The following is a 22,212-nucleotide window of genomic DNA, read 5'->3' as shown; positions in this document are numbered from 1 at the left end:
GGAGAATGACGGACAAAATAAGGAGAGCCGTGCCATGCCTGATGCGTTTTATCAACAGCTGACCGCTCAGCTTGTCTCGCTACACGACGAGGGGCTGTTTAAGGAAGAACGACCGATCACCACGGCGCAGCAGGCGCAAGTCACGGTGGCGAATGGCGGCAGGCTGATTAATTTTTGTGCAAACAATTATCTGGGTCTGGCTAATCATCCGGCTTTGATTAGTGCGGCCAAAGCCGGACTGGACAGCCACGGCTTTGGCATGGCCTCGGTGCGTTTTATCTGTGGCACGCAGGATATCCACCAGACGCTGGAGCACCGGCTGGCGGAGTTCCTTGGTATGGAAGACGCCATTCTTTACTCCTCTTGCTTTGATGCTAACGGCGGGCTGTTTGAAACCCTGATGGGCGAGGAGGACGCGATTGTGTCCGACGCACTCAACCATGCCTCGATTATCGACGGCATTCGTCTGTCAAAAGCGCGTCGTTATCGTTATGGCAACAATGACATGCATCAGTTGGAAGCCCAGTTGCAACTGGCCAGGGCGGAAGGGGCGCGTAATCTGATGATTGCCACCGATGGTGTGTTTTCGATGGATGGCGTAATTGCCAATCTGCGCGGCATCTGCGATTTAGCCGAGCGTTACGACGCGCTGGTCATGGTAGACGACTCTCACGCCGTGGGGGTTGTCGGCGAGAACGGGCGCGGCACCCATGAATACTGTCAGGTAATGGGGAGAGTGGACATTATTACCGGTACGCTCGGCAAAGCGCTGGGCGGTGCTTCCGGCGGGTATACCGCTGCCCGCCGGGAGGTGGTGGAGTGGCTGCGCCAGCGATCCCGACCGTATCTGTTTTCCAATGCGTTAGCGCCGTCTATTGTCAGCGCATCGATCAAGGTATTGGACCTGCTGCGCGATGGGCAGGCGTTGCGTCAGCGTTTGTGGCACAACGCCAGTCTGTTCCGCCAGCGAATGACCGATGCCGGGTTTACGCTCGCCGGTGCGGATCACGCCATTATTCCGGTGATGCTGGGGGATGCCCGACTGGCGCAGGCATTCGCCGCGGCTTTACAGCAAGAGGGGATTTACGTTACCAGTTTTTGCTATCCGGTGGTGCCGCACGGTCAGGCGCGCATTCGTACCCAGATGTCGGCGGCGCATACGCCAGAGCAGATTGAACAGGCTGTTGCGGCGTTTATTCGGGTCAGTCACCGTCTGAATGTGGTGGAGTGAGGATAGGATGATGAAAGCACTGGCGAAATTACGCCCGGAGCCGGGCATCTGGCTGACGGATGTTCCGGTGCCGGAACCGGGCCACAACGACGTGATGATAAAAATCCATAAAACCGCGATTTGCGGCACCGACGTGCATATCTACAACTGGGATGCGTGGTCGCAGAAAACCATTCCGGTGCCGATGGTGGTCGGGCATGAGTATGTCGGTGAAATCGTTGCGATTGGACAGGAAGTGGAAGGGTTCAGGATTGGTGATCGGGTTTCAGGTGAAGGACATATTACCTGCGGTTATTGTCGCAACTGCCGTGCCGGGCGTCGTCATCTGTGCCGCAATACGTCCGGCGTCGGCGTTAACCGGCCAGGAGCGTTCGCCGAATATCTGGTGATTCCGGCGTATAACGCGTTCCGTCTCCCGGCGGCGATTCCCGATGAGATCGCCGCCATCTTCGATCCGTTCGGCAACGCGGTGCATACTGCGCTGGCGTTTGATCTGGTGGGCGAAGACGTGCTGGTGAGCGGCGCCGGCCCTATTGGCGTGATGGCGGCAGCCGTGTGTCGTCATGTCGGTGCCCGTCATGTGGTGATTACCGATGTGAATGACTACCGACTGGCGCTGGCGCAGCAGATGGGGGTGACCCGTGCGGTGAATGTGTCGCGGGAATCATTAGCTGATGTGATGCGGGAACTGGGGATGACCGAAGGATTTGACGTTGCGCTGGAGATGTCCGGTTCGCCTGTTGCTTTTCGCACGTTGCTATCGGTGATGAATCACGGTGGTCGCATCGCCATGCTGGGGATTCAGCCGGAAGCGGTCGCGGTAGACTGGAGCGACATCATTTTCAAAGGGCTGGTGATTAAAGGTATTTATGGTAGGGAGATGTTCGAAACCTGGTACAAAATGGCAGCGTTGATCCAATCGGGGTTGGATCTGTCGCCCATCATCACCCACCGCTACGCGATTGATGACTTTCAGCAAGGTTTTGATGTGATGCGATCCGGCCAGTCCGGCAAGGTTGTGCTGAGCTGGGAGTCATGCGCCGCCGGGTAAAGGGAGGCGGCGCGTGTCATTATCCCAGCCAGGTCTGCCAGTGTTGTTTCAGGTAGCTGACGGCGGGGCTGGTTGCCAGATTGCGTCCGAGCTGTCGCCACAACTCAGGTTGAGAGATAGTGGGCAGCGGTTGTTTGATGGGGCAAACCTGAACAGGGCGCAGGCGTTTTTGCACCGGTGTGGCCGGTTGTGACGCGAGGTACGTCGGCACCGGCGTGTAGCGCGGTTCTGCTTCGTTCAGCAACTGGCTGGGGCGTACCAGTACGATATCCGCCGGTAGCGTCGGCAGCATCTGCTGCAATACCTGAATCGTGGCGGGATGAGGGTGGCCGATAGCGATGGCGTATCCGCTGCGTTGCGCTATCTCCACGGCACGGCTGAACTGGCGTCGGATATCGGCGACGTTCTGGGTGTCATCCAAAAATACTTTGCGTTTGAGCACTTTGATGCCGGTGCCTGCCGCTGCCCGGCTGGCCTGACTGCTGCCGATAGTCATGCTATCGAGAAAGTAGAGAGGGTAGGCAGTCATCGCCTGCATCACCTTCTGCATTCCCGGCAGGCTGGCGGTCATGGCGCTACCCATGTGGTTGTTCAACCCAACGGCGTAAGGCACCTTGTTGACCGCGTCACGCAGGATACGCGCTATCTCCTCGCTGCTCATGTCGGGGCGCAGCGTGTCTCGTTCCAGCGGTTGTTTGCTCATCGGTGCCATCGGCAGGTGAATCAACACTTCATGACCTTGTGCATGAGCTTTGGTCGCCATGTCGTGGGCATACGGCGCATTAGGCAGGACCGCTACGGAAATGGCGGCAGGCATCGCCAGCACCTGATTTTCGTTATGCGGGCGATAGCCGAAATCATCAATCACCAATGCCAGTTTGCCGGCCCAGACGGGAAGGGCCAGCAGCGTGCCGGTGAGGGTCATACCGGTGATAGCCAGCAAGCGAGAGAATAATGGTTGCACACCTACCTTCCTAGCCAGGGTAAGGGGTTGACCGCCTGTCCCTGACGCCGAATTTCAAAATAGAGAGCGGACTGACTCTGCCCGCCGCTGTTGCCGACTAAGGCTATCGGCTGACCGGTTTTCACGTGCGCGCCTACCGACACCAGCGCGCTCTGGTTATAACCGTACAGGCTCATGTCACCTTTACCGTGTTCCAGCACCACCACCTGGCCGTAACCCTGTAGCCAGTCTGCCATTAAGACGGTGCCATCGGCGATAGCGTGCACTTGCGTCCCTTCGGATGCGCCGATCACCAGCCCCTTCCAGCGCAGCTCGCCCTGCAATGGCTCGCCGAAACGGTGCAGTGTGCGTCCGCGTACTGGCCACACATATTGGCCGGCTGGCTGCCCTAAGCCACCAGTACGCGCCATCAATGAGCGCTCCTGCTCGTTAGGTTTATAACTGGCGCCGCTACGTTTGGCCTGTTCTTCTTTTTCGCGCAGTCGGGCGGCCTCGCGGGCTTCACGCTCCGCTCGCGCTTTGGCTTCGCGTTCTGCCCGTGCAATCTGGTCGCGCAGATGGGTTTCGTTCTGGCGTAGTTCCGTCAACTGCTGCTGGTCTTTTTCCAGCGTATTTTCCAGTGCGCCTAAGGTCTTTTGCCGTTCGCTCTGAGCTTGTTCCAGTATGTTCTGTTGTTGCTGTTGGTCGCCGAGCAGGCGTTTTTGTTGCGCGTGTTTCTGCTCCAGTTGCAGCTTCTGGCTGGCTAGCTGCGCACGAGTTTGCTGTAGCTCGGTGATGGATTGTTCGCGTGCTTTATTCAGGTAATTGAAGTAAGCAAGGATACGTTCACGACGCTGGCTCTCTTCACCGCTGAGGATCAGTTGCAGTGCGCCATGCTGTCCCTGACGAAACGCCGCATCAAGCTGTTTCGCCAGCAGAGTTTCCTGTCTTTTCTGCTGCGTGTGCAGCTTAGTAATAGAGGCGTTCAGACCGCTGATATCCTGGTTCAGGTGCTCAAGGGTGGCGCGGGTTTCACGTAACTGGTGGGTAGATTGAGCAATAGACTGTTCCTGCTTTTTCAGTTGCTCCAGCAGGGCACTACGGCGTTGCTGCTGCTCCCGAACGCTTTTTTCCTTCTCTGCGATATCCTGTTGCAGCGATTTCAACTGCTGCTGACTATCGTCGCTCCAGCCTGGGCATGGCAACAGCAGCACGCCAACACAAAGCACACTGGCGCACCGGCTTAACAGTTTGTTACGACCCGTTGGGAACGGTACAGAGAACGCTTTTTTGCTCATGGCGAAAGATTATTCCACGATGAACCGCGCCTTACCAGTTGTCTGGTCAGGGATTTCTATTTCCATCCATGACAGTGGTCTGCTTGTTGACAGGGCTGAATCACGTAGATAAATGCAAACCGTCGCGCAGAATCGTGATGCGATGTTGGCTTACAGGCTGTAATTGCAGTATCGCACAGGTATACTCAGACACCCTGTATTTGAATTGCTTAACTGATTTCGGAGTCGTTACACCCCATGCAAGAGATTATGCCATTCATCAGCCGACACACGATTCTGAGCCTGGCCTGGATTGCCCTGCTGGTCGCTGTCATTGTGCTTACGGTGAAGAGTAAACTGTCCAAGGTAAAAGAAGTGGCTCGTGGTGAAGCGATCCAATTGATCAATAAAGAAGATGCGGTGGTGGTAGACACCCGTAATCGTGATGATTACCGCCGTGGCCATATTGCTGGCGCCGTCAACCTGTTGCCGAACGACATCAAGAGCGGCAGCCTGGGCGAACTGGAAAAGCACAAAGCGCAACCGGTGATTGTGGTGTGCGCTAACGGCATGTCATCTCGTGAATCGGCGGAAAACCTGTTCAAAGCAGGGTTTGAACGCGTCGTGGTTCTGAAAGACGGGCTGGCTGGCTGGAGCGGTGAAAATCTCCCGCTGGTGCGTGGTAAGTAATACGCTCTCCTGGAAGAGGGGGGCCTGTTTGTGTTATGGCGTGTCCTTCCTGACGAGGGGCAGCGCGCAAGGAAATCTAACGAAAGGGTATTATTCAACATGTCTGAACAAAACAACGTCGAAATGATTTTCCAGATCCAGCGTATCTACACCAAGGATATTTCTTTTGAAGCGCCGAACGCGCCTCAGGTATTCCAACAGGAGTGGAACCCGGAAGTTAAACTGGACCTGGATACCGCATCCACCCAGTTGGCTGACGATGTGTACGAAGTGGTGCTGCGTGTGACGGTGACGTCTACTATCGGCGAAGAAACGGCGTTCCTGTGCGAAGTACAGCAGGCGGGCATCTTCACCGTTGCCGGCATCGAAGGCACTCAGTTGGCTCACTGCCTTGGCGCTTACTGCCCGAACGTGCTGTTCCCGTACGCGCGTGAATGCATCACCAGCCTGGTATCCCGCGGTACCTTCCCGCAGTTGAACCTGGCGCCGGTTAACTTTGACGCGCTGTTTATGAACTACCTGGAACAGCAGGCAGGTCAGGACGGCAGCGCTCAGACGCAGAATGCCTGATGAGCAGGTCTGATGCTGCAATCACGGTGATCGGTGCCGGGTCTTACGGCACCGCACTGGCTATCACGGTGGCCCGCAACGGCCACCGTGTAGTGCTGTGGGGACATGACCCTGCGCATATTCAGGCGTTGCAGGCGGCTCGTTGCAATCAGGCGTTTCTGCCTGATGTACCATTTCCAGATTCGTTGCAACTGGAAACAGACTTGTCGCAGGCGCTGGCTGCCAGCTGTAATATTCTGGTGGTGGTGCCGAGCCATGTGTTTGGCGATGTGCTACGCCAGCTCAAGCCTCATCTACGAGCAGATGCGCGGCTGGTGTGGGCGACCAAGGGGCTGGAAGCGGAAACGGGACGCCTGTTGCAGGATGTCGCCCGCGAAGCGCTGGGTGACGCCATCCCGCTGGCGGTGCTCTCCGGGCCGACGTTTGCCAAAGAGCTGGCCGCCGGGTTGCCGACTGCGATTGCGCTGGCATCGACTGAACCGTCGTTTTCCGACGATTTGCAACATCTGCTGCACTGCGGCAAAAGTTTTCGCGTCTACAGCAACCCTGACTTTGTCGGCGTACAGTTGGGCGGTGCGGTGAAGAACGTGATTGCCATCGGTGCCGGCATGTCCGATGGGATGGGGTTCGGCGCCAATGCGCGTACCGCATTGATCACTCGCGGTCTGGCTGAAATGACGCGTTTGGGTGTGGCGCTGGGCGCTGACCCGACTACGTTCATGGGGATGGCGGGCTTGGGCGATCTGGTGCTGACCTGCACCGACAACCAGTCACGTAACCGCCGTTTCGGCATGATGCTGGGGCAAGGGATGGATGTCGTCAGTGCCCAGAACCAGATTGGCCAGGTGGTGGAGGGTTACCGTAATACCAAGGAAGTGGTGGCGCTGGCGCAGCGTTACGGCGTGGAGATGCCTATCACCGAGCAGCTCTGGCAAGTGCTGTATTGCGGTAAAGACGCACGCGAAGCCGCGTTGAGCCTGTTGGGCCGGGCACGTAAAGACGAAAGCGCCAGCCTGTAACAGCAACATTATTAGCCGGGCTTCCCACGGGAGGCCCGTTGTTGTTTTATTCTTATAGCGAGTTGTGAAGTAGTCGGTATTTAAGCAGTGGTTGACGGTTTTCAAAGAGGTGTCGCGATGTCGAATGATGAACTGGAACTGGTTTGGAAACACATTAAGGAAGAAGCGCGCAGTCTCGCGGAATGCGAGCCGATGTTGGCCAGCTTCTTTCACGCGACACTGCTGAAACATGAAAATTTGGGCAGTGCGCTAAGCTATATGCTGGCAAACAAGCTGGCCAATGCCATCATGCCGGCAATCGCTATCCGCGAAGTGGTAGAAGAGGCTTATCGTGCTGACCCGCAGATGATTGCGTCCGCTGCCCGCGATATTCTGGCGGTACGGCTGCGAGATCCGGCGGTGGATAAATATTCAACGCCGCTACTTTATCTGAAAGGGTTTCATGCTCTGCAGGCTTATCGTATCGGTCATTGGTTGTGGCAGCAGGAGCGCCGCGCGCTGGCTATCTACCTGCAGAATCAGATTTCAGTGTCGTTTGGCGTAGATATCCACCCGGCGGCGCGCATTGGTTGCGGTATCATGCTGGACCATGCTACCGGCATCGTGATTGGTGAAACCGCTGTAGTAGAAAACGACGTGTCTATTCTGCAATCGGTCACCCTGGGGGGAACCGGTAAAACCAACGGCGATCGCCACCCCAAAATTCGTGAAGGCGTGATGATTGGCGCGGGTGCTAAGATTCTGGGCAATATTGAGGTGGGGTGCGGCGCCAAGATTGGCGCAGGGTCGGTGGTGTTGCAACCGGTGCCGCCACATACTACTGCCGCAGGCGTGCCGGCGCGCATTGTTGGTCGTCCGGAAACCGATAAACCCTCGCTGGATATGGACCAGTATTTCAACGGTTCGCTGCGCGGTTTTGAAGACGGCGACGGCATTTAACCTGGCATAACCGCTGGACTGACGATAATGGCGTTTAAAGACGCCTGCAACCCGTGGGAACCTATCGGCGGTTATGGCTACGCTGGCAATTTCGAATAACCAACTGATGGTATTTTATTCTGATGTAAACCATGTTGAGGGAAATTCAGCCGCGTAACTCGACTACAATGCTTCATCTGTTTCGTGCTATGGAGCGAGTCACATTGTGCCGTTATTAATCATCACCACTATTCTGTGGGCATTTTCCTTTAGCCTGATTGGCGAATATTTGGCAGGCCAGGTCGATAGCTGGTTCTCCGCCATGTTCCGGCTGGTGCTGGCGGCGCTGGTGTTTTTGCCTTTTCTGCGCTGGCGCGGCTATTCTCCCAACGTATTGGGGCTGTATTTGCTGGTCGGTGCGCTCCAGTTAGGCATCATGTACTTGTTTATGTTCCGTGCCTATCTTTACCTGACCGTACCGGAGTTTGTGCTGTTTACCGTGATGACGCCGTTGTACGTGACCCTGATTTATGATCTGCTCGCCCGGCAGCGCCTGCGCTGGGGTTATGCCATGAGTGCGCTACTGGCGGTATTGGGCGCGGTAGTGATTCATTATCATGGCGTCAGTACCCATTTCTGGTGGGGTTTTGTGCTGGTTCAGGCGGCCAATATCTGTTTTGCGGTCGGTCAGGTGGGATATAAACGGCTGATGGAAGTTCACCCGATGCCACAGCACAGTGCGTTCTCCTGGTTCTATCTGGGGGCGGCGGTCGTGACGCTGACCGCCTGGATGCTGTTTGGTAACCCAGCCAAATTACCGGCCACGACATTGCAGTGGGGTATTCTGGTCTGGCTTGGGGTAGGGGCATCCGGCCTTGGCTATTTCATGTGGAACTATGGCGCTACCCAGGTGGACGCCGGTACGTTGAGTATCATGAACAACTTTCACGTCCCGGCTGGGTTGCTGGTCAATTTCGCTATCTGGCACAAAACGCCAGACTGGTCGAGCTTCATCATCGGTACGGCGATTATTATGTCCTCGCTGTGGGTACACCAGCGTTGGGTCGTGAAGCATCCCGTACAAACGGCAGATGGTCGCAGGCGTGCTGACGCGCAGAGCGAATAAATGCGTCGATAACCGGCTGACGCTGCTCTCCATCACGCACGGCGGCGTACAGCCTGCTCCACAAGCCTTCTCCCAGGGGTTTGGTGACCACTAATCCCTGGTGTTCAAAACTTTCCACCACCCAGTGCGGCAGCGCGGCGATTCCCATACGCGCCGCCACCATCTGGATCAGTAGCAGGGTGTTGTCTACGCTTTTTAATGACGGGCTGACTCCTGCCGGCTGTAAAAAGTGACGCCACACATCCAGCCGCTGACGTTGTACCGGGTAGATCATCAGCGTTTCCTGCGCCAGATCCTCCGGCACAATCACGGCGTTGGCGGCCAGCGGATGATCCGGCGACAACACCAGCCTTACTTCAAAGTCGAACATCGGCGAATAGTGCAGGCCGCTGCGCGGCAGAATGTCAGAGGTCATCACCAGATCCAGCTCGCCCTGTTGCAACGCGGGCTGCGGGTCAAAGGTGACGCCGGATTTGAAATCCATCACCACTTGCGGCCAGTTCTGATGAAAATTCTTCAGTGCCGGCGTCAGCCACTGAATGCAACTGTGACACTCGATCGCCAGCCGTAGCGTCGTTTGATGTGGCTCGTTGCACGCCTGCAGTGCCTGCTGAATCTGCGGCAGGATCTGTTCGGCCAGTTGCAGCAGGATTTCTCCCTGCGGCGTAAAGCGCAGTGGCTGGCTCTTACGGACGAACAAGCGGAATCCCAGCCGTTGTTCCAGATCGCTGAACTGATGCGACAAAGCGGATTGCGTCTGATGGAGCTGTGCAGCGGCAGCGGCTAACGATCCCGTGTTGCGCAGCGCCTGCAGCGTCCGTAAGTGTTTAAGTTCGATCATGAGAGTCCTTCACAGTGACAGTGAATAAATTGCGCTTGTACTTACTACACTACCTGCGGATTATGGATGTGTAAACATCTGGACGGCTAAATGAGGATTTGGGCATGGCAATTTTAAATCACACTCTCGGTTTTCCGCGCGTCGGTCTGCGTCGTGAACTGAAAAAAGCACAGGAAAGCTATTGGGCAGGGAACAGCACGCAGGACGATCTGCTGGCCGTGGGCCGTGAGCTGCGTGCCCGTCACTGGCAGCAGCAGAAAGACGCCGGCGTGGAACTGCTGCCGGTGGGCGATTTTGCCTGGTACGACCATGTGCTGACCACCAGCTTGCTGTTGGGAAATGTACCTGCCCGTCACCAGAATGCGGATGGTTCCGTGAATCTGGATACCCTGTTCCGTATTGGCCGTGGCCGTGCACCGACCGGTGAACCCGCTGCCGCCGCTGAAATGACCAAATGGTTTAACACCAACTATCACTACATGGTGCCGGAATTTACCCAAGGCCAGCAGTTCGCGCTGACCTGGACTCAACTGCTGGATGAAGTGGACGAAGCGCTGGCGCTGGGTCACCAAGTGAAGCCCGTGCTGCTCGGCCCGGTGACCTACCTGTGGCTGGGTAAAGTTAAAGGCGAAGCCTTTAACCGTCTGGATCTGCTAAGCGCCGTGCTGCCGGTGTATCAGCAGGTGCTGGCCGAACTGGCTAAACGCGGCATCGAGTGGGTGCAGATTGATGAACCGTTGCTGGCTTTGGAACTGGACGACGAATGGAAAGCGGCGTTTAAACCGGCTTACGATGCGCTGCAAGGGCAGGTGAAACTGCTGCTGACCACCTATTTTGACAGCATCGGCCAGAATCTGGACGTGATTAAGGCGCTGCCGGTGCAAGGTCTGCATGTCGATTTGGTGCACGGCAAAGATGACGCCGCGTCGCTGAACGCACAGTTGCCGGCTGACTGGGTGTTGTCGCTGGGCGTAATCAATGGTCGTAATGTATGGCGTGCCGATCTGGCGAGCTGGTTTGCGCGTCTGCAACCGCTGCTGGGTAAACGTACGCTGTGGCTGGGTAGCTCCTGTTCTTTGCTGCACAGCCCAATTGATCTCAGCGTTGAAACCCGTCTGGATGAAGAAGTAAAAAGCTGGTTTGCCTTTGCCATTCAGAAGTGTCAGGAACTGGCGCTGCTGACCCGTGCGCTCAATAGCGGCAATGGCGATGAACTGGTGGCATATAGCGCACCGATCCGCGCCCGCCAGACGTCTGCTCGTGTTAACAACCCGGAGGTGGCGAAGCGCCTGGCGACGATCACCGCACAGGACAGCCTGCGTCAGAATCCGTACCCGGTTCGTGCACAAGCGCAGCGTGCGCGCTTCCAACTGCCGGCCTGGCCGACCACCACCATCGGCTCGTTCCCGCAGACCACCGAAATTCGCAGTCTGCGTCTGGATTTCAAGCAGGGACGTCTGGATGGTCAGAACTACCGTACCGGCATTGCCGAGCACATCAAACAGGCGATTGTAGAGCAGGAACGTCTGGAACTGGATGTATTGGTGCACGGCGAAGCCGAGCGTAACGATATGGTGGAATATTTCGGCGAGCATCTGGATGGCTTTGTGTTCACCCAGAACGGTTGGGTACAGAGCTACGGTTCCCGTTGCGTGAAACCGCCAGTCGTGATTGGCGATATCAGCCGTCCGGAACCGATCACGGTTGAGTGGGCGAAGTATGCCCAGTCGCTGACCAGCAAGCCGGTGAAAGGTATGTTGACGGGGCCGGTCACCATTCTGTGCTGGTCTTTCCCACGTGAAGATGTCAGCCGTGAAACCATTGCTAAGCAGATTGCGCTGGCGCTGCGCGACGAAGTGGCGGATCTGGAGCAGGCCGGTATCGGCATCATCCAGATTGACGAACCGGCGCTGCGTGAAGGCTTGCCGTTGCACCGCTCTGACTGGGCGGCTTATCTGGCGTGGGCTGTTGATGCGTTCCGCCTGAATGCGGCGGTAGCGAAAGATGATACTCAGATTCACACCCACATGTGTTACTGCGAATTCAACGACATCATGGATTCCATTGCTGCACTGGATGCGGACGTGATCACCATCGAAACCTCGCGTTCCGACATGGAACTGCTGGAATCGTTCGAAGAGTTCGAGTACCCGAATGAAATCGGCCCAGGCGTGTACGACATTCACTCGCCGAACGTGCCGAGCGTCGAGTGGATTGAAGCGCTGCTGCGTAAAGCGGCTCAGCGTATTCCGGCAGAACGCCTGTGGGTGAATCCAGACTGCGGCCTGAAAACCCGCGGCTGGCCAGAAACCCGTCAGTCACTGGCGAACATGGTGCAGGCAGCCAGGCGCCTGCGCGAAACAGCGGAATGAGTCAGCCGAAAACGGTGATGGGGAATGGCGCAAAGGATGACAGGATGAGTGTGAACCATAGGATGTAATGCTCAGGGCCGGAACATTCCTCATCACCACCAGATGTAACAAGGGAGACGATAGCGTCTCCCTTATGCTTTTTTCGGTTTACGCATGGGATATTACACCACGCCGTAGCGTGCAAACCACGCCAGCATACGTTGCCAGCCGTCTTTGGCTGAAGCTTCGTGATAAGTCGCACGGTAATCAGCATGGAAAGCATGGTCCGCGTCTGGATAAACTACGATCTCCGCATCGGCGTTGGCCGCCCGTAATGCCTGACGCATGGTTTCCACCTGTTCCAGCGGGATGCTTTTGTCCTGCCCGCCGTAAAGTCCGAGTACCGGTGCGCTCAGATCTTTCGCCACATCCACCGGATGTTGCGGCGAGGTTAGCGTTTTTTCCGCAACCAGTTTGCCATACCAGGCGACGGCGGCTTTTAACTGCGGATTATGTGCGGCGTACAACCAACTGATGCGACCGCCCCAGCAGAAACCGGTAATCGCCAGACGTTTGGCATCGCCGCCCTGACGCACTGCCCAATGTGCGGTATGGTCAAGGTCGGACAGTACCTGATTGTCCGGTACCTTGCTGACCAGTTCGCGCATCAGCGTCGGAATATCGTTGTACTGCTGCGGGTCGCCCTGACGGAAATAAAGTTCTGGTGCGATGGCCAGATAACCTTGTTTAGCCAGTCGTCGGCACACATCGCGGATATGCTCATGCACGCCAAAGATTTCCTGTACCACCAAGACAATCGGTAGTGGGCCGGCTGCCTGTTCGGGCCTGGCGACATAAGCAGGTAGGTTATCACCTTGCGAGGGGATGGTGGTTTCACCAGCAATCAGCCCGGTGGCGTCGGTGATAATCGCGGAAGAAGCCAGCGGCATAACGGCTGGCGAAAATGCCCGTGTGGTCTCTCTGAGAGTCAGTAACGCATCGGTTTTCATTGCCTTTCCTTTATCAAGACGGGATCTGCCTGCGGGGCAATGTCGCTCCCGCGTTAAGCAAGTGTAGAAAATTTGTAGTGTATTGAGAATAGTCGCAGCCAGATAGGGCAATCAGTGCCACATTGCGTGACGCAACATGCGCTAATTACAGTCATTGGTGTGATTAAAATCACAATATTAATGTAAATAGATATTTGTTACTTTCCAATCAGCGATGTACTTCACTTAATGGCGACAATCTGTGCGCTAAGATCGTTGGGTAACTGAGAGCTTGTCTGGGAGGCGTTTATGTCCGATGTATTTCACCTCGGTTTAACAAAGCAGGATTTACAAGGGGCTACGCTGGCGATTGTGCCCGGTGATCCTGCTCGTGTAGAGAAAATCGCCCGGTTGATGGAGAACCCGGTTTTTCTGGCATCGCATAGGGAGTTTACTTCCTGGCGTGCGGAGCTGGCGGGTAAACCGGTGATTGTCTGCTCCACCGGTATTGGTGGCCCGTCCACATCGATTGCGGTGGAGGAACTGGCGCAACTGGGCGTGCGCACTTTCCTGCGGGTTGGTACAACTGGCGCTATCCAGCCGCATATTTCAGTGGGCGACGTGCTGGTCACCACAGCGGCGGTACGTCTCGACGGTGCCAGTTTGCACTTTGCGCCGCTGGAGTTCCCGGCAGTGGCGGATTTTGCCTGTACCTCCGCATTGGCACAGGCGGCGAATGACGCCGGAGTGACCTTGCATGTCGGCATTACTGCCTCGTCGGATACTTTCTATCCGGGTCAGGAGCGTTACGATACGTATTCTGGCCGGGTAGTGCGGCGTTTTCAGGGATCGATGGCTGAATGGCAGAGCATGGGCGTGCTGAACTACGAAATGGAGTCCGCCACGTTGCTGACCATGTGCGCCAGTCAGGGCCTGCGCGCCGGGATGGTAGCGGGTGTGATTGTGAACCGTACTCAGCAGGAAATACCTGATACTGCCACGATGCAAAAAGCGGAACATGCATCCGTCAATGTGGTGTTGTCGGCAGCTCGCAAACTGCTTAGTGCTTAAGTGTGATTCCATCGCCGGACATGCGTTCGGCGCGGCGGTACGACACGGCATCATCTTCGTACCGCCTTTTCAGCTTTCCCACAGGCTGTTCATCTGTTTGTCTTCCTTCATGCTAATTTAATTGTCAGGTTTGATAATACGTACCAGTCTGCATGGTTCGGTGATGGTTTAACCATGATCATTCAGTATGGCTAACTCATCGTTGATCACGCTTGTTGATCACTTTTGTTGATAACTACAGGGAAAGATATGACCTCATCCTCATTACTGCATCCCTCGTTGCTGCCGCTTGATGGTGGCGTTAATTTTCGTGATTTGGGCGGCATCCGCGTGGCGGGTGGACGACAGGTCCGGCGTGGCAAACTGTTTCGCTCCGGTGCGCTGGATATGTTGAGCGAGCGAGATATCGACCATCTCGCCAGTGTGCCGGTGGCGCATGTGGTGGATTATCGTGATCAGGACGAAGCGGCGCTGCGGCCTGACCGACTGTGGTCTGGCGCTCGCTATCATCCGGTACCGGCCAACCCGTTGCGGCATGAAGTGACCGCCAGCCTGGAAACACTGGGGTCGGAAAAACTTGAAGCGTTTGATTCCCGCGCTTTTATGCTGGAGTTGTATCGCCGTTTACCGTTTGGCAATCCGGCGTATCAACATCTGGTGGCGTTGCTGCGCCAGCCTGACGATGGTGCGCTGGTGCAACATTGCGCGGTGGGTAAGGATCGGACCGGCATCGGTTGCGCGCTGGTGTTGTTTGCACTGGGTGCAGATGAGCAGACGGTGATGGAAGACTATCTGGTCACGGAGTCTACGCTTACCCCGTTTCGCCGTCAGTTGCTGGAAGATTTGGCATCGAGTCTGAGCGAGAAAGCGCTGAAACGCTTTGATTTCGTGCTTTCCGCCCGCGAAGAGTTTCTGGTGACGGCGTTGCATACTATCCGTGACAGATATGGTTCGGTGGATAACTGGCTGGCGCAGGATTATGGTCTGGATGCCTCGTCGCGTGATGTGCTGCGAGAGAAGTATCTGGCGTAGGCTGCTTATACGCTTATACCGGTTGCTGCGTGTGAATGGCCTTCCATTACCGATATCTGGTTTACGCCATCTTGCCAAAAGAGGGATGAGGTGATGTGAGGTCATCAAGCCTGGTTTGAATCGGTTAATATAGAATTTTTGATATTGAGATAAATATTGTTTATTGATAAGTATCAGGCATCAAACTCGTATTGTTTCTTTATTGGTAATTTTTTGTTTTGTATATATTTTGAATTCTGGACTTATCATTTTTTTTTGGTACCATTAGTATTAAATTGGTACTGTATATATAAACAGTTTGGTGTTGTCTTAGCAAATCAAAAAGGAGGCGTAAAATGGCTTACTCTGCGATATCCGTTGCCAACTCCTTGATAAAAAAAGCAAAAGATCGAGGGATTACAGATCTCACACCAATGAAGTTACAGAAACTGGTTTATTTTGCTCATGCATGGATGCTGGCTATCGATGACCGTCCTCTAATTAACGAAACCGTGAAAGCCTGGAAATTTGGTCCTGTTATCGATTCGATTTATCACGAATTCAAAACATACGGTGCTAAAAATATTGATTCTTTTGGCACTGAATTTGATTTGATTGATGCAGATGATAGTACCGGTGTTCCTGATGTCGGATTTATTACACCGTATGTTGATTGCGCGGATACCAGAGCACATTCCGTGATGGATGCTATTTTAGATACCTATGGCGATAAGAGCGCCACCTTCCTGTCAAATTTGACTCACGCACCGGACTCTGCCTGGAGTATTACCCGTAGTGATCATCATGATGGCAGCCGAAGAGGCTTTGTCATCGATAATGAAATTATTAAAGCTGCCATGAAACAAAAGCTTGGGTTATAGGTTTTTTATGAAAGCCCCCAAGAGCGATGATGTTTTATTTAATCAAAAATTAAAACAGGCGACGCGGCGAAGTCAGGAAAATAATAATCTGTCTTTAGCGCGTGAAGACCTGTTTACGACAGAAGAAATTAGTGAATCTTACTCGGAAGCGACATTAGAAGAACAAGATATTGCCAGACTAAAGAGAGCAAATGCTGCAATGTCTCAGCGAATGTCTGCTCTTCGAGTTGAGCTGTTGCATGGAAAAGTCAAACTACAGCAACAACAGCTTGATATGCGACAGGCTTATGCATTGAAGGCGTATCGTTTTGTTTGGCTGTGGTCGATTGCCCTGATCGTTATTCTCCTCCTGCAAGGGTCATCCTATCCAACATTCAGGTTGTTATTTATTCAGTTTGATGCACATGACTTTAAGCTGGATAAAGAAATTGTTATTGCTCTTATTTCTGGTGTGACAATAAATATTGTTGCAGTCTTTGTCGTTGTAATAAGAAATTTATTCCCTTCTGATATCAAGGGAAAAAGTATTGAAGAAGAGAGTACGGATAAAGAAAAAGAACGTACGGACAAAAAAACGGACACAGACAAAGAAAGTAGCAATATACCCTAAATAATTCGAGTTGCAGGACAACACGCTCGCGCGTTGAACAACGCAACGCCTTGGCCCGTTAGGGCAAGGCTCATATGAGCCTTGTAACGCGGCAACTGAGTAAATCCCCAGGCGCTTACTTAAGTAAGTGACTGGGGTGAGCGAGGGCAGCCAACGCACCTGCAACTTGAAGTATGACGGGTATATAACATGAGATGAATATAAACCGGGAGTCACAGACTCCCGGTTTGTTGTAACGGTATTCGTAATTAACCGGTATTACGCATCCCGGCAGCGACGCCAGCGATGGTGACCATCAGCGCCTGTTCTACCTGTGGGTCCAACGTGTCTTGCTGACGTGAACGGTGCAGTAATTCTGCCTGCAATACGTTGAGCGGGTCGGTGTAGACGTTGCGCAACGCGATCGATTCGGCAATCCACGGCAGATCGGCCATCAGGTGGTCGTCGTTGGAGATGGTCAACACCGCTTTGATGTCTTTTTCCAACTGTTCACGCAACTGTTTACCGAGCGGCCACAATGTCTCGTCCACTAATCGTTGATCGTAATATTCCGCCAGCCACAGGTCAGCCTTGGCGAACACCATTTCCAACATAGCGATGCGGGTAGAGAAGAATGGCCAGTCTCGACACATGGCTTCCAACTGGTTCTGATGACCGTTGTCGATAACATGCTGCAACGCAGCGCCAGCCCCCAGCCAGGCAGGAAGCATCAGGCGGTTCTGCGTCCAGGCGAAAATCCACGGAATCGCGCGCAGGCTTTCCACGCCGCCGTTTGGCCGACGCTTGGCGGGACGCGACCCTAACGGCAGTTTCCCCAGTTCCAGCTCCGGTGTGGCAGCACGGAAGTAAGGCACGAAGTCCGGGTTTTCTCGCACATAACCACGGTACATATCGCAGGAAATACACGACAGTTCATCCATGATGTGATGCCACTCCGGCTTCGGTTCCGGCGGCGGCTGCAGGTTGGCTTCCAGAATAGCGGAAGTGTAGAGCGACAGGCTGCTGATGGTGACTTCCGGCAGGCCGAACTTGAAGCGGATCATCTCGCCTTGCTCGGTCACACGCAGGCCACCTTTCAGGCTGCCGGGCGGTTGAGAGAGCAGTGCCGCATGGGCCGGTGCACCGCCACGGCCAATGGAGCCGCCGCGACCGTGGAACAACGTCAGCGCGATACCGTATTTTTCGCAGGTCTTGATTAGCGCGTCTTGTGCGCGGTACTGCGCCCAGGAGGCGGCCATTACCCCGGCGTCTTTGGCGGAATCGGAATAGCCGATCATCACCATTTGTTTGCCCTGAATGAAGCCGCGATACCAGTCGATATTGAGCAACTGGGTCATTATGCTGTCGGCATTATTCAGGTCGTCCAGTGTTTCGAACAGCGGCGCTACCGGTAGTGCGTACGGGCAACCGGCTTCTTTTAGCAGCAAATGCACCGCCAACACGTCGGACGGCGTGCGTGCCATCGAGATAACGTAGGCGGCGATAGCGTTACGCGGTGTTTCGGCGATCACCCGGCAGGTTTCCAGCACTTCCTGCGTGTCGGCACTCGGTTCCCACTGACGCGGCAGCAGCGGACGCTTGGAATTTAGCTCACGGATCAGGAACGCCTGCTTGTCGGATTCCGACCAGCTTTCGTAATCTCCCAGCCCAAGATAGCGGGTGATTTCCGCCAGCGCCTCGGTATGACGAGTGCTCTCCTGGCGTATATCAATACGTACCAACGGCACGCCGAAACAGCGCACCCGGCGCAGAGTATTGAGCAACTGACCATCGGCGATGATGCCCATGCCACAGGCATGTAGCGATTGATAACAGGCGTACAGCGGTTCCCATAGCTGCTCGTTGGTGACCAGCAGATCGTTGGGGGCAAGCCGTTGTTCACCTTTCAACCGTGCATCCAGATAGTCCAGAGTGGTGACCAACTGCTCACGCAGTGTTTTCATCAGTTCTCGATAAGGTTCCTGCACGTCCTCGCCGCCCGCCAGTTGTTGCAGTTCTGGCGTACAGGTGGTCATCGACAGTTCAGACACCAGCACCTGCACGTCGCGCAGGAACAGATCAGCGGCTTTCCAGCGGCTCAGCAACAGCACACGGCGGGTGACTTCGGCGGTCACATTCGGGTTGCCGTCGCGGTCGCCGCCCATCCAGGAGGTGAAGCGTACCGGCACCGAATCCACCGGCAGGCGATAGCCGAGTTCCCTGTCCATCTGTTCATCAAGTTCGCGCAGAAACGCCGGCACCCCATCCCACAGGCTGTTTTCCACCACCGCGAAGCCCCATTTGGCTTCGTCTACCGGCGTCGGGCGGATTTTGCGGATTTCATCGGTATGCCAGTACTGGGCGATTAACTGGCGCAGGCGGCGCATGATCTGGTGGCGTTCGTAGTCGGCCAGGTCATCGTGGTCGAGCTGCTTGAGGCAGGTATTCACTTCAACCAGTTTGTGGATCAGCGTACGTCGGGTGATTTCAGTTGGGTGCGCGGTCAGCACCAGCTCAATAGACAGAGACTCCACTGCATCGCGGATGTCTTTGTCACTCAGATTGTCGCGGCTTTTCAGGTTGCGAAACACCGTTGCCAGCGCTTCCGGGTTGCTGGCCGCTTCGCCGTGGGGAGAAATGCTGTGGTATTGCTCGGCGGTGTTGGTCAGGTTAAGAAACTGGCTGAATGCACGGGCAACCGGCAGCAGTTCGTCGTTAGACAGGTTCTGCAGTGTGGTCAGCAACGCCTGACGATGTGTCTCACTGCCAGCGCGCGAGGCTTTGGACAGCTTGCGGATAGTTTCAACACGCTCAAGGATGTTGGCACCCAGTGCATCCTTGATAGTGTCGCCGAGTAGCTTACCCAGCATACTGACATTGCTCCGCATAGCGGAATATTGTTCATTCATAGTTACGCTGATCCACCTCGTGATTTTTGTAAATTTATTACACACAAAGAATGTATGGTTACTGTCTGTTATCTAGCCACGTTCGCTATTACTCGTCAATGAACGCTCCTTAATCGTTACAGTTGTACCTGCTTAACCGGCAAAAAGGCAATTTGTGAAATTTAATTACAAAAGCTTGTTTATAAGTGACACTTATCCTATGGCGGTGGTGAAAGCAAGAGCGGCCTTACGCATAAGGCAATGAGGTGGCGATAAAAGAGACAGGCGGCCAGTTGGCATCGTGCTGAAGAGATTGTGCAGAAGCGGGGATTTCTCTGGTGACAAGGCCGCCCGGCGATGAGAGCCGGGCAGCGCCACTAGACGAATTACTGCTGGCAGAAATGATGCACTAACTGGGTAATCAATGTACGAGTCGGTTTGATAAACGACATGTCGATAAATTCGTCCGGTTGATGCGCCTGATTGATAGAGCCGGGGCCGAGTACCAACGTCGGGCACAGTTCCTGAATGAACGGCGCTTCGGTGCAATAATTCACTACATCGGTCGGCTGACCCACCAGTTTTTCCACCACCTGTGCCAGTTGATGGTCCGCCGGGCATTCATAGCCGGGAATCGGCGGGTGTAGTTCACTGATGGTCAGGCGACCCGGCCAGCGCTCACTGACCGGTGCCAGTGCTTCACTCAACAGGCCATTGAGATCACTTAGCGTCATACCCGGCAGTGGGCGAATATCCATATGCAGATCACAGCAGGCGCAAATGCGGTTAGCGGCATCGCCGCCATGAATGTGGCCGAAATTCATGGTCGGATAAGGAATGTGGAACGCCGGGTTGTGGTAACGCGCTTTAAGCGTGTTACGCAGCCCCATCAGTTCAGAAATGGCTTCGTGCATCAGTTCAATGGCGTTGACGCCGCGTGACGGGTCGCTGGAGTGGCCGGACTGCCCCTGAATGCGAACGACGTTCGACATGTGGCCTTTGTGGGCACGCACCGGTTGCAGCGAGGTTGGTTCGCCGATAATCGCGCAATCCGGGCGAATCCCGGTCGATTCGGAGAAATACTTGGCACCCGCCATCGTCGTTTCTTCATCTGCGGTGGCCAGAATGTACAGTGGCTTGGTCAGCTTACTGGCATCCACATCGCGCAGCGCATCAAGAATAAAGGCGAAAAAGCCTTTCATGTCGGCAGTGCCTAGCCCGTAGAGCTTGTTGTCGTGTTCTGTAAGGGTAAATGGGTCGCGCGTCCAGCGTCCTTCGTCAAACGGCACCGTATCGGTGTGACCGGCCAACAGCAGACCGCCATTGCCTTCACCCAGACGAGCCAGCAGGTTGAATTTATTAAAGGTGCCGGGAACCGGTTGTACATCGACATGAAAACCCAGGTCGCTAAACCACCCCGCCAACAGGTTGATTAAGGTTTCGTTGCTTTGATCCAGAGCGCGCTCGGTGGCGCTGATGGACGGGGTGGCGATCAATGCCCGGTACAGCTCCATAAAAGGGGGTAAATTCATCTTCACTGTTGACAGCCTCTGGGTTAGGATAGTATCAATATTCATGCATTTATTGTGAATAAAAATACAATAATGCCAGGCGAAATGAAATCACAAGCTGTGCGGCGAGGCGAGATTGTCGCATAATCGTTTCTTCTGGCTGTTGTGGGTGAACGGCGTGGCCGCGCTGATGAGCCTGCTCCCTGTTCCACCTATCTGGCAATAAAGGTATACCGAACTCATGCTGAATACGTTGATCGTTGGTGCAAGTGGCTATACCGGCGCTGAGCTGGCCTTGTACCTGAACCGTCACCCGCAGATGAACATAACCGCTTTGGCGGTGTCCGCGCAAAGCGTTGATGCGGGAAAACGCATTTCCGACCTGCACCCTCAGCTTAAAGGCATTATTGACTTACCGGTGCAGCCGCTGACCGATGTGGCCGAGGCGGCGAAAGGTGTTGACGTGGTATTTCTGGCTACCGACCACAAGGTGAGCCACGATCTGGCACCGCAATTCCTGAACGCCGGTTGTACCGTGTTCGACCTTTCCGGCGCATTTCGCGTGCAGGACCCTGAATTTTATACCCGCTACTACGGCTTCGAGCACCAGCACGCCGACTGGCTGGCACAGGCGGTGTACGGTCTGGCGGAGTGGCAGGCGGATCGCATCAAACAGGCGCGGCTTATTGCCGTGCCGGGTTGCTACCCGACCGCGTCTCAACTGGCATTAAAACCGTTGGTGGAAAGCGGTTTGCTGAACCCGAACCAGTGGCCGGTGATCGATGCCACCAGCGGCGTCAGCGGCGCTGGCCGTAAAGCCAGCATGACCAACAGCTTCTGTGAAGTCAGCCTGCAACCGTATGGCATCTTCAATCATCGTCATCATCCGGAAATCGCCACCCATCTCGGCATTCCGGTGATTTTCACCCCGCATCTGGGCAACTTCCCGCGCGGTATTCTGGCGACGATTACCTGCCGCCTGCAGCCGGGCGTCACTGCGCAGGATGTGGCGGAAGCCTACCACAACGCTTATCACGACAAACCGCTGGTACGGTTGTATGAAAAAGGCGTTCCGGCGCTGAAATCGGTGGTTGGGCTGCCGTTCTGCGATATCGGCTTCGTGGTGCAAGACGAGCACCTGATCGTGGTCGCTACCGAAGATAACCTGCTCAAAGGCGCGGCGGCGCAGGCGGTACAGTGCATGAACATTCGCTTCGGTTTCCCTGAAACCCAATCCTTACTCTGATGACACCCT

19 protein-coding genes are annotated in these 22,212 nt (G+C 55.0%); 13 read left to right on the top strand and 6 right to left on the bottom strand.

Going from position 1 to position 22,212, the window contains the following annotated elements:
* The first annotated feature begins 34 nt into the window (after positions 1-34).
* Together Dpoa2040_RS08965 and tdh are read left to right on the top strand one after the other, a co-directional pair.
* Complete coding sequence (locus tag Dpoa2040_RS08965) at positions 35-1,231, top strand: glycine C-acetyltransferase (protein ID WP_168641033.1); 1,197 nt, start codon at positions 35-37, stop codon at positions 1,229-1,231.
* Between the two features lie 10 nt (positions 1,232-1,241).
* Complete coding sequence (tdh, locus tag Dpoa2040_RS08960; RefSeq protein ID WP_168641041.1) at positions 1,242-2,282, top strand: L-threonine 3-dehydrogenase; 1,041 nt, start codon at positions 1,242-1,244, stop codon at positions 2,280-2,282.
* 19 nt (positions 2,283-2,301) lie between these two features.
* Here the strand turns inward: tdh and Dpoa2040_RS08955 are convergent, their stop codons facing one another.
* Complete coding sequence (locus tag Dpoa2040_RS08955; protein WP_168641040.1) at positions 2,302-3,207, bottom strand: divergent polysaccharide deacetylase family protein; 906 nt, start codon at positions 3,205-3,207, stop codon at positions 2,302-2,304.
* 41 nt (positions 3,208-3,248) lie between these two features.
* The gene (gene envC, locus Dpoa2040_RS08950) at positions 3,249-4,523 is read right to left on the bottom strand and encodes a murein hydrolase activator EnvC (RefSeq protein ID WP_168641032.1); all 1,275 of its coding nucleotides are present in this window, start codon (positions 4,521-4,523) and stop codon (positions 3,249-3,251) included.
* Positions 4,524-4,760: 237 nt separating this feature from the next.
* Between envC and Dpoa2040_RS08945 the strand changes: the two genes are divergently transcribed.
* The 5 genes from Dpoa2040_RS08945 to Dpoa2040_RS08925 all read left to right on the top strand — a co-directional run bounded on the left by Dpoa2040_RS08945 (position 4,761) and on the right by Dpoa2040_RS08925 (position 8,825).
* Positions 4,761-5,192: a rhodanese-like domain-containing protein gene (locus Dpoa2040_RS08945; RefSeq protein ID WP_042873432.1), complete on the top strand. Its 432-nt coding sequence runs from the start codon at positions 4,761-4,763 to the stop codon at positions 5,190-5,192.
* 99 nt (positions 5,193-5,291) lie between these two features.
* Positions 5,292-5,762, top strand: a complete 471-nt coding sequence (secB, locus tag Dpoa2040_RS08940; RefSeq protein WP_168641031.1) for a protein-export chaperone SecB — start codon at positions 5,292-5,294, stop codon at positions 5,760-5,762.
* A complete protein-coding gene (gene gpsA, locus Dpoa2040_RS08935) occupies positions 5,762-6,781 on the top strand; it encodes an NAD(P)H-dependent glycerol-3-phosphate dehydrogenase (RefSeq protein ID WP_168641030.1) in 1,020 nt (339 codons plus the stop codon). Before secB ends, gpsA begins: the two co-directional genes overlap by 1 nt.
* A gap of 117 nt (positions 6,782-6,898) precedes the next feature.
* On the top strand, positions 6,899-7,720 hold the full coding sequence (gene cysE, locus Dpoa2040_RS08930; protein WP_042873427.1) for a serine O-acetyltransferase: 822 nt from the start codon (positions 6,899-6,901) through the stop codon (positions 7,718-7,720).
* 205 nt (positions 7,721-7,925) lie between these two features.
* Entirely contained in the window at positions 7,926-8,825 is a 900-nt protein-coding gene (locus tag Dpoa2040_RS08925; RefSeq protein WP_042873425.1) for a carboxylate/amino acid/amine transporter, read from the top strand.
* Here Dpoa2040_RS08925 and metR read toward each other — a convergent pair.
* Positions 8,731-9,666, bottom strand: a complete 936-nt coding sequence (gene metR, locus Dpoa2040_RS08920) for an HTH-type transcriptional regulator MetR (protein WP_168641029.1) — start codon at positions 9,664-9,666, stop codon at positions 8,731-8,733. The genes Dpoa2040_RS08925 and metR overlap by 95 nt on opposite strands.
* 104 nt (positions 9,667-9,770) lie before the next feature.
* Here metR and metE point away from each other — a divergent pair, with 104 nt between their 5' ends.
* Complete coding sequence (metE, locus tag Dpoa2040_RS08915) at positions 9,771-12,038, top strand: 5-methyltetrahydropteroyltriglutamate--homocysteine S-methyltransferase (RefSeq protein ID WP_168641028.1); 2,268 nt, start codon at positions 9,771-9,773, stop codon at positions 12,036-12,038.
* Positions 12,039-12,199: 161 nt separating this feature from the next.
* On the opposite strand, the gene Dpoa2040_RS08910 is transcribed toward metE, so the two are convergent.
* Entirely contained in the window at positions 12,200-13,027 is an 828-nt protein-coding gene (locus tag Dpoa2040_RS08910; RefSeq protein ID WP_168641027.1) for a dienelactone hydrolase family protein, read from the bottom strand.
* 288 nt (positions 13,028-13,315) lie between these two features.
* Between Dpoa2040_RS08910 and udp the strand changes: the two genes are divergently transcribed.
* The 4 genes from udp (at position 13,316) to Dpoa2040_RS08890 (ending at position 16,579) form a co-directional block, all read left to right on the top strand.
* Positions 13,316-14,077 carry a uridine phosphorylase gene (gene udp, locus Dpoa2040_RS08905; protein WP_168641026.1) on the top strand — a complete coding sequence of 254 codons (762 nt, stop codon included), beginning with the start codon at positions 13,316-13,318 and terminating at the stop codon, positions 14,075-14,077.
* Positions 14,078-14,326: 249 nt separating this feature from the next.
* Positions 14,327-15,109, top strand: a complete 783-nt coding sequence (locus Dpoa2040_RS08900) for a tyrosine-protein phosphatase (RefSeq protein WP_168641025.1) — start codon at positions 14,327-14,329, stop codon at positions 15,107-15,109.
* A gap of 335 nt (positions 15,110-15,444) precedes the next feature.
* Complete coding sequence (locus tag Dpoa2040_RS08895; RefSeq protein ID WP_168641024.1) at positions 15,445-15,969, top strand: Panacea domain-containing protein; 525 nt, start codon at positions 15,445-15,447, stop codon at positions 15,967-15,969.
* A 7-nt stretch (positions 15,970-15,976) separates the two neighbouring features.
* Complete coding sequence (locus Dpoa2040_RS08890) at positions 15,977-16,579, top strand: hypothetical protein (protein ID WP_146411638.1); 603 nt, start codon at positions 15,977-15,979, stop codon at positions 16,577-16,579.
* A 248-nt stretch (positions 16,580-16,827) separates the two neighbouring features.
* On the opposite strand, the gene ppc is transcribed toward Dpoa2040_RS08890, so the two are convergent.
* Positions 16,828-19,467 carry a phosphoenolpyruvate carboxylase gene (gene ppc / locus Dpoa2040_RS08885; protein WP_168641023.1) on the bottom strand — a complete coding sequence of 880 codons (2,640 nt, stop codon included), beginning with the start codon at positions 19,465-19,467 and terminating at the stop codon, positions 16,828-16,830.
* 365 nt (positions 19,468-19,832) lie between these two features.
* Positions 19,833-20,984: an acetylornithine deacetylase gene (gene argE, locus Dpoa2040_RS08880; RefSeq protein ID WP_042873407.1), complete on the bottom strand. Its 1,152-nt coding sequence runs from the start codon at positions 20,982-20,984 to the stop codon at positions 19,833-19,835.
* Between the two features lie 214 nt (positions 20,985-21,198).
* Between argE and argC the strand changes: the two genes are divergently transcribed.
* A complete protein-coding gene (argC, locus tag Dpoa2040_RS08875; protein ID WP_168641022.1) occupies positions 21,199-22,203 on the top strand; it encodes an N-acetyl-gamma-glutamyl-phosphate reductase in 1,005 nt (334 codons plus the stop codon).
* Positions 22,204-22,212 lie beyond the last annotated feature (9 nt).

The sequence above is a fragment of the Dickeya sp. CFBP 2040 genome (assembly GCF_012273755.1).
GTDB lineage: Bacteria > Pseudomonadota > Gammaproteobacteria > Enterobacterales > Enterobacteriaceae > Dickeya > Dickeya poaceiphila.
Note: the sequence above shows the minus strand (reverse complement) of the source record. Positions and strands in the feature narration are given on the sequence as shown.

Excerpts from the sequence above, each read along its gene's own strand:
- metR (WP_168641029.1), bottom strand. The coding sequence starts at position 9,666 with ATGATCGAACTTAAACACTTACGGACGCTGCAGGCGCTGCGCAACACG.
- Dpoa2040_RS08890 (WP_146411638.1), top strand. The coding sequence starts at position 15,977 with ATGAAAGCCCCCAAGAGCGATGATGTTTTATTTAATCAAAAATTAAAA.
- metE (WP_168641028.1), top strand. The coding sequence starts at position 9,771 with ATGGCAATTTTAAATCACACTCTCGGTTTTCCGCGCGTCGGTCTGCGT.
- Dpoa2040_RS08910 (WP_168641027.1), bottom strand. The coding sequence starts at position 13,027 with ATGAAAACCGATGCGTTACTGACTCTCAGAGAGACCACACGGGCATTT.
- Dpoa2040_RS08955 (WP_168641040.1), bottom strand. The coding sequence starts at position 3,207 with ATGACCCTCACCGGCACGCTGCTGGCCCTTCCCGTCTGGGCCGGCAAA.
- ppc (WP_168641023.1), bottom strand. The coding sequence starts at position 19,467 with ATGAATGAACAATATTCCGCTATGCGGAGCAATGTCAGTATGCTGGGT.
- envC (WP_168641032.1), bottom strand. The coding sequence starts at position 4,523 with ATGAGCAAAAAAGCGTTCTCTGTACCGTTCCCAACGGGTCGTAACAAA.
- udp (WP_168641026.1), top strand. The coding sequence starts at position 13,316 with ATGTCCGATGTATTTCACCTCGGTTTAACAAAGCAGGATTTACAAGGG.
- tdh (WP_168641041.1), top strand. The coding sequence starts at position 1,242 with ATGAAAGCACTGGCGAAATTACGCCCGGAGCCGGGCATCTGGCTGACG.
- Dpoa2040_RS08900 (WP_168641025.1), top strand. The coding sequence starts at position 14,327 with ATGACCTCATCCTCATTACTGCATCCCTCGTTGCTGCCGCTTGATGGT.
- argC (WP_168641022.1), top strand. The coding sequence starts at position 21,199 with ATGCTGAATACGTTGATCGTTGGTGCAAGTGGCTATACCGGCGCTGAG.
- gpsA (WP_168641030.1), top strand. The coding sequence starts at position 5,762 with ATGAGCAGGTCTGATGCTGCAATCACGGTGATCGGTGCCGGGTCTTAC.
- secB (WP_168641031.1), top strand. The coding sequence starts at position 5,292 with ATGTCTGAACAAAACAACGTCGAAATGATTTTCCAGATCCAGCGTATC.
- Dpoa2040_RS08945 (WP_042873432.1), top strand. The coding sequence starts at position 4,761 with ATGCAAGAGATTATGCCATTCATCAGCCGACACACGATTCTGAGCCTG.
- Dpoa2040_RS08895 (WP_168641024.1), top strand. The coding sequence starts at position 15,445 with ATGGCTTACTCTGCGATATCCGTTGCCAACTCCTTGATAAAAAAAGCA.
- Dpoa2040_RS08965 (WP_168641033.1), top strand. The coding sequence starts at position 35 with ATGCCTGATGCGTTTTATCAACAGCTGACCGCTCAGCTTGTCTCGCTA.
- cysE (WP_042873427.1), top strand. The coding sequence starts at position 6,899 with ATGTCGAATGATGAACTGGAACTGGTTTGGAAACACATTAAGGAAGAA.